The following is a 6,903-nucleotide window of genomic DNA, read 5'->3' as shown; positions in this document are numbered from 1 at the left end:
GCTGTCGCCGTCAGCGGCGGATGCCGAGCCCCGGCAGCACTTCCGTGCCCTCGGCCACCACCGCGTGCAGCAGGCGCGGGTCGGCGCCGAGCAGCCCGAGGATCGTCGGCGCGACCTGCTTCGTGCCGACCGTGTCGGTCACCGTGCGTGCGCGATGCAAGCCCGGATACGACACGAGCAGGCCGAGGTGGCTGTCATCCGGCGCGTTGCCGCCGTGCTCCTCGTCCTTCTTCGTGCTCGACGTGTAGATCACGCCCGGATTCGGCTGGACGATGATGTCCGGCGTGCGGCCGTTGGCCGGATCGCCGAAGCGCTCGGCGAGCGCCGCGCCGTACAGGATGTACGCCTGCGAGCCGTCCGCGCAGATGCCCGGCGCGTTGCAGCCCAGGTTCGCCTTCAGCGTCTGCACCACGGCCGTGCGCTGGTTGCGGTCGCGCAGCCAGATCAGGCCGACGTCGTCGGTCTGCACGAAGCCCGTGTCGACCAGGCCGGAGCCGTCGTTCAGGTTGCCCGTCTTCGTATTGTTCTGGCCGAAGTTGCCGTTCGGGTCGAGGTAGTTGTTCGTTTCGAGCAGCTTCGTCAGCGTGTCGCCGTTCTTCACGAGCTTCGTGTGATCGGTCGGCGACTGGCCATGCTTCGACGTGACGATCACGGCGGTCGACGAATACAGGTTCGCCTGCTTCAGCGCCGCGACGATATAACCGATCGAGTTGTCGACGTACGTGATCGCGTTCGCGACCTGCCCGTTCGGCGTGAAGTTCGCATCGAGATAGCCGCCGCCCGTCGCGACCGTCGCCTTCTGCGCGACGCTGAGCGTCTGGAAGTCGGCGCCGAACAGCGTCGGCACCGGCGCGCTCTTGGTGCCCGTCGAGTCGCGGCCGCCGATCTGGTTGATCAGCGCCTGCACGTGCAGGTTGTCGAAACGCGCGGTGTGCGAATAGACGTCCGTGTAGTTCGTGCCCGTGGCCGGGTCGATCGAGTTGATCTCGGTGCGCGCGAGATCGTCGACGCCGGTGCCCGACGGCCCGTTCAGCCAGTCGTAGCCCCATGCGTGCTTGTCGGCCCACGCCGTGGTCGCCTTCGGGATGCCGGCCTTCACGGCCTCGAACACGGTGTTGGTCTTCACGTAGTTGTGCGGATAGACCGGCACGCACTTGCCGTTGACCTTCGCGTTCGGGATCGCCTGCGGGTTGAATGCGCCGCCGCCGTTCAGGTGAACGAGCGCGCCGCCGTTCTCGGCGTCGATGCCGGTCGTTTCGTCGAACACGACGTTCCAGCCCTGCTTGCCCGAACAGCTCGTATCGCCCGGCGCATACAGGTTGCGGTCGTACGACACGTCGTAGAACAGGCCGGCCGTCTTCGGCGAGCCGCCCGTCACGAGCGCGGCGAGGCCCGGGAACGAATCCGACAGGCCCGGCGTATAGGCATTCGTGTACGTCACGCCGCTTTTCGCGAGCACCGCGATGTTCGGGCACGTGTTCGCGCCGATGCAGCGCGCGAGATCCTGCTCGTGCAGGCCGTCGACGCTGATCAGCAGCACGTGCTTCACGACGCGGTTCGCGTGGCCGCGATCCTCGCCCTGACTGTTGCCGTCCTGCTGCGCCGCATGCGCACCCGCGCCGGCGAGCGCCAGCGCGCCCGCCACCATCGCCACCAACTTCCGCTGCTTACCAAGGAAAGACATGATCACCCCACCTCATCGATTGACGTTGAACTGCGTGACTTGCCATCAGGCGCGCAAGAATATGGCCGCGCCGTGGGTCGCTCGCATGAAGCGGGGCTTTCTGTTTTCTATCAAACGTAACCAATCGCAAGTGACACGAATCGGTCGCACAGCACGGTGACCTGGCGCACGTTGCGACGTGCGCGCTCACCTGCCGGCACTACGTCGGTGCATCGGTCAAAACGTTCGCACGGCATCGCGGCCACGCGATTTTTTTTTCCGGCTTGGCGCGCGACTATTGGCGTGTGATAAAGGGTTTTCCCTGACCCGGAGCACGAGTATGTCGACCCTGGAAGCCCTCCGGTTCGTGCTGGACGATGCACGCACCCCCGAAATCATTCGCCACCACGTCGTCGACGCGTTGCAGTACGCGTTGCGCAACTACGGACAGGTGTTCACGGCGAAGGAAGTCGAATGGCTGGCGCAGTGGGACGACGCGCGTCTGCCGCTGGCCGCGAAGAAGGAGCTGGGCAAGCGCGTAGAACCGGCGATCGCCGCGCGCTGAAGGAAACGCGCCGCCGCGCCCGAACGGATGAACGGACGCAGCGGCGGCGGATAGCCTGCTTACTGCAGGCCGAAGTCGACGCGGGTGGTCGCGCCCTTGTCCTCGATGCCCTTCGCATCGAGCTTCGGCGCGACGACGAACACGCGGCTCGAATCGATCTTCCCGTCGAGGTACTGGCGCACCGCCTGCGCGCGCTGCTGCGCGAGCGCACGCAGCGCGTTGTCGTCGGCCGGCGCATGTTCGGCGAGCGCCTTCTTCATGTCGGCGTCGGGCAGCGACTTCTGCAGGCCGATCAGGTTGCGCGGCTTCTTGAAGTCGGCCGCCTTGTACGCGCGCGTCAGGTACTTGCTGTACTCGGCCGGCTCGACCTTCACCGACATCGGGTCGATGCTCTCGCCCTGCCCGACCACGTCCTTCAGCTTCTGCTGGCGCACCAGCCGATCGACGTACGCATCGCCGAGCCCCGACGTGTCCTTGGTCGGATCGACGCGGCCGATCAGGTCGAGGCGGATCGACGGCTTCTCGGTCAGCATCTTCACGACGGTGTCGAGCTTCTTCTGCTGCGCGTCGTCGAGCTGGTACGAGCCCGGCGCGAATTCGACGTAGCCGAGATCCTCGCCACCGCTGCCGAACGCGTGCGCGAGCAGCGAGAACGGCGACGTGACGGCCTTCGCGATCAGGTTCAGCACCGCGCGCCAGATCAGCCCGCCGACGCTGAACTCCGGATTCGACAGCGAGCCCGACACCGGCAGGTTCACGTCGATCTGGCCGCGCGTGTTCTTCAGCAGCGAGATCGCGAGTTTCACCGGCAGCTTGGTCGCCGTGTCGTTCTCCACATGGTCGCCGAACGTGAGCTGGTCGATGAAGATGTGGTTGTTGGCCTTCAACTGGTCGTTCTCGAGCGCGTAATGCAGGTCGACGTTGAGCTTGCCCTTCGTGATCGGGTAGCCCGCGTACTTCGCCGAGTACGGCGTCAGGTTGGTCAGCTCGATGTCGTGCGCGGTCGCGGTGAGGTCCAGCGCCGGCTTGTCGATCAGCGGGTTCACCGAACCCTTGATCGAAATCGGCCCGTTGCCCGCGAGGTTCGCGGCGACGTCGACCGGCGCGGACGTCGTCGAATCCGTGCCGAACGCGCCGACCGTGCCCTTGATCGCGACGAGGTTCGCCGTGTAGTTCGGCTTGATGAAGTTGTCGGTATACGTGACGCGGCCGTTCTGCAGCAGCAACTCGCCGAAGTGCATGCGCACCGGGTTCTGCGGCGGCGTCGCGGCCTTCACGACGACCGTCGCCGATGCGGCGGCCGGCGCGGACGCTTGCGGGGCGACTGCCGGCGCCGATGCGGCCTGCGGCGACAGCGGCACCGGCTCGCCCTTGCTCGCGTCACGCGTGAGCGATTGCGCGGGGCCCGATTGCTTCGCGACCACGTCCTTCAGGTTCAGGCGCCCTTGCGCGTCGAGCAGCACGCGGCCGTAGAAGTTCGAGAACGTCACGCGCGCGGCATCGACGTCGGTGCCCTTCTCGTCGTAGTTCGCCTTCAGGTTCGTCAGTGCGAGCGAGCGCCAGCCCGCGAACGGGTCGGAGGTCGCCTTGTCGAGCATCCGCACGTCGACGAGCGCGACGTCGCCGCGATAGGTCGCGCGCGGCGCGTCCTTCACCTGCGCGAACGTCAGGTTGCCCTGCGCGTTGAGCAAGGCGCTTGCGATCGTCGCGTTCAGCGCGCTGCCGAAGTACGGCTCGAACGCGGCCGCGTCGAGGCGGTTGCCGTTGATCTTCAGGCCGAGCTTCAGCGGCTGCGCGGTCACGTCGCCCGTCACGTTCAGCGAGCCCTTGCGGTTCAACGTCGCCTTCAGCTGCACGGGCAGCGGCTTCGTCATGTCGTCGCTGATCTTCTGCACCGACAGGTCCAGCGGCTTGATCGCCAGCTTCACCGGGCGCGGCGTCGTCAGGTCGGTAAAGTTCGCGGACGAATCCTTCAGGTTCAGCGCATCGATCCGGTAATGCCACGACGGCGCGGCGGCCTCGGCCTTGCGCGCGACCGTGCGCTTCGGCACCGACGCCTGCGCGGGTTCGGCCAGCGCCGCGAGGTCGATCTTGCCGTCCTTCAGGCGCTGCACGTCGAGCGCGAGCCCGCTGACGTCGACGCTCGCGATCTCTGCAGTGCGCGTGGCCACGTCGACCTTCGCGATCTTCGCGCTCGCGTCGGGCAGCACGATCGCGGGGGCCTTCGCGTCGGGCGTCGCGATCTTCAGCGACTTCAGGCTGACCGTGCTGTCGGCGACCTGCGCGGCGAGCGGCGTCTTGCCCCAGTCGGCCTTCGCGTTGACGGTCGCGCCGAGCGTGCCGTCGAGCACGCGCGCGCGCGTCGCCTCGCCGAGGTACGGCTGCAGCGCCGGCAGCGCGAGTGCGGCGACCGTCAGCTTGCTCTCGACCTGCTTCTCCGCGAGATTGAACGTGCCTTCGGCGGTCACGTCGCCGCCGCGCGACAGCGACGTCGACAGCGTGTATTTCGCGGGCGTCTTGCCCTGCATCGAGAAGCCGTCGAGCGTCGCCGCGAGATTCGTGAGCGACAGCGCGGTCGGCGTCGCCGGCACGCGGTCGTCGACGTTGACCGTGCCGCCGTCGATCGCGAAATGGCGGATCGTCAGGTCGAGCGGCGGCGCCTCCTTCGCGTCGGCTTCGGCCTTGGCGCCGCTGGCGGTGGCTTCGGCAGCGGCGGAAGCGGCCGCGGCGCCTGACGCCGCCGGCTTGCCTTCGGCGGCCTTCGATGCGGCTGCCGGCTGTGCGGCGAGCTTCTCGACGTTCAGCACGCCCTGCTTGTCACGCGACAGGTCGACCACCGGCTGGTCGATCCGGATCTCGTCGAAGTGCATCGCGTTGCGCAGCGGCTCGAGGCTGGCCGCCGCGACGTGCACGCTGCGCGCGGCGAACAGCGGCGAGGACGCGTGGTCCGTCACCTTCGCGTCGTTCAGGTCGACGGTGCCCGATACGCGCAGCGCGGGCGTCTCGCCGCTCATCACGAAATTGACCTTGAGGTCGCTGCTCAGGAGGCCGCTCGTCACGGCCACCGGCAGCTTCGCCGGCACGTACGAGATCAGCTTCGGCACGTCGAGGCCGTCGAATTTCAGCGCGATCTCCGATTCGCGCGATTGCGCGAACGGCTTGGTCTTGCCGTCGATCGCGATCGGGCTGCCGTCGAAGCGCGCGCGCAGCTTCGGCTGGACGAAGATGTCGGTCTTCGAGGCCAGCGTCGCGATATACGGAATGCCGAGCGTCCAGTTGTCGACGACGTGCTTTTCGTTCAGCAGACGGTCGTCGAAATCGATCCGGCCGTTGTTGACCTGGATATTCGACACCGAGAACTGCGTCGGCTTGCTTTCGGGTTTGGGCGACGGCGTCGAGAACTTCTCGATCAGGTCGGTGAAGTTGAAGCGCTGCGCGTCGTAGCGGACGATATGAAAGCGCGGCGAGTCGAGACGGACTTCATTGACGATCGGCGCGCCGCGGAACAGCGACGACCACGACGGCCGCACGACGAGCTTCGCGATGTCGATGAAGTCGCCCTGCCCGCCTTTGTCGCCGAGATGGATGCCGTCGGCTTCGAGGTTCAGCGTGTACGGGTTCAGCGCGATGCGCTGGATCGTGGCCGGCCGGTCGAGCTGCTTGCTCAACTGCTGTTCGGCGATATGGCGGATCAGCGGCGGCGCCGCGAAGAACCCGAGCAGTCCGAATAAAACGATGAAGATCAGCAGGCCGATGCCGATGCGCCGGGTCCGGCGCGAGCGTGCAACGCCACCGAGGGCATGGAGGGTCGAGGATACGGTTTCTTTGTCTGCGCTTGCCATGCTTGAATGCCTCGGGATGGGGTGCCGGGCCGCACCGGACAACTGGGCGGCCGCGCACGCTATCCCGAAAGTATAGGCTCAGGAGGTGACGGTACGGGGTTCGGGCGCCGTCGCGCCCGCCGGTCGGACAGCGCCGCCGGTCATCCGTTCATTTCCGGACGACGACGGGCGGCATCCACGACCCGTCGCTCGCCTGCGGCTTCGGTACGTACAGGCGCAATGCGAGTGCGAAATCAGTGCGCGGCGCCGGCAGCCAGTTGGCCGCATGCGTGCCGCCCGGCGATGCCGACACGGTGATGTCGATCGAGCCGTCGTGGTTGCGGCGCAGGCGGTCGCGATCGCCGAGCGAGCGGCGCGCCGACCCGACGTCGGGCAGCGCGCCGTTCGTCGAATAGGGTGTCAGCGTCCAGAACGCACGCGCCGGCGGCAGCGCGCCCGGCGCGAAATGCAGCACATAGCGGTTCGCGCCGTTCAGCGGATGGCCGTCGCTGTCGACGCGCACGACCGCGAGCGTTTCGTCGTCGCGCGTCGCGGTGCCGAACTGCGTATAGGCCGCGTACGCGCGCAGCGTGTAGTCCTGGCCGTACTTGCCGGCTGTATCGCCGATCCAGCTCCAGCCGTTCGCGTTCAGCAGGTTCGACGGCGGGGTCGAGAGCCGCGCGCGCGCCTCGGCGACGCCGAGGCGCGCGCGCGGCTCTCGACGATCGGAAGAGCCCACGTCTGAACTCCACTCACGTGTCGGACACTCGTATGCCGCCCTCTGCTTGACCCAAAACACGACACAACACCTCACACTCCGTGCACCGACCCACGCGACCTGCATGCGAGCACGC

The 6,903-nt window shown here is 67.3% G+C and carries 3 protein-coding genes and 1 pseudogene; 1 reads left to right on the top strand and 3 read right to left on the bottom strand.

The genetic code is table 11. The annotated features are described in order from the left end of the window. Positions 1 to 10: 10 nt before the first annotated feature. Entirely contained in the window at positions 11 to 1,684 is a 1,674-nt protein-coding gene (locus tag G3N93_RS30965) for an alkaline phosphatase family protein (RefSeq protein WP_241026765.1), read from the bottom strand. A 319-nt stretch (positions 1,685 to 2,003) separates the two neighbouring features. On the opposite strand from G3N93_RS30965, the gene G3N93_RS30960 reads away from it, so the two are divergent. Further along, positions 2,004 to 2,228 carry a hypothetical protein gene (locus G3N93_RS30960; protein WP_174941949.1) on the top strand — a complete coding sequence of 75 codons (225 nt, stop codon included), beginning with the start codon at positions 2,004 to 2,006 and terminating at the stop codon, positions 2,226 to 2,228. Between the two features lie 59 nt (positions 2,229 to 2,287). On the opposite strand, the gene G3N93_RS30955 is transcribed toward G3N93_RS30960, so the two are convergent. Beyond that, positions 2,288 to 6,070, bottom strand: a complete 3,783-nt coding sequence (locus G3N93_RS30955) for a DUF748 domain-containing protein (protein ID WP_206134662.1) — start codon at positions 6,068 to 6,070, stop codon at positions 2,288 to 2,290. Between the two features lie 148 nt (positions 6,071 to 6,218). Further along, positions 6,219 to 6,758, bottom strand: a pseudogene (locus G3N93_RS30950) (DUF1214 domain-containing protein); the annotation flags it as partial. Positions 6,759 to 6,903: the final 145 nt, after the last annotated feature.

Source organism: Burkholderia sp. Se-20378, from assembly GCF_017104665.1.
Taxonomy (GTDB): Bacteria; Pseudomonadota; Gammaproteobacteria; order Burkholderiales; family Burkholderiaceae; genus Burkholderia; species Burkholderia lata.
Note: the sequence above shows the minus strand (reverse complement) of the source record. Positions and strands in the feature narration are given on the sequence as shown.

Coding starts and splice junctions, on each gene's coding strand:
- G3N93_RS30965 (WP_241026765.1), bottom strand. CDS start 1,684: ATGTCTTTCCTTGGTAAGCAGCGGAAGTTGGTGGCGATGGTGGCGGGC.
- G3N93_RS30955 (WP_206134662.1), bottom strand. CDS start 6,070: ATGGCAAGCGCAGACAAAGAAACCGTATCCTCGACCCTCCATGCCCTC.
- G3N93_RS30960 (WP_174941949.1), top strand. CDS start 2,004: ATGTCGACCCTGGAAGCCCTCCGGTTCGTGCTGGACGATGCACGCACC.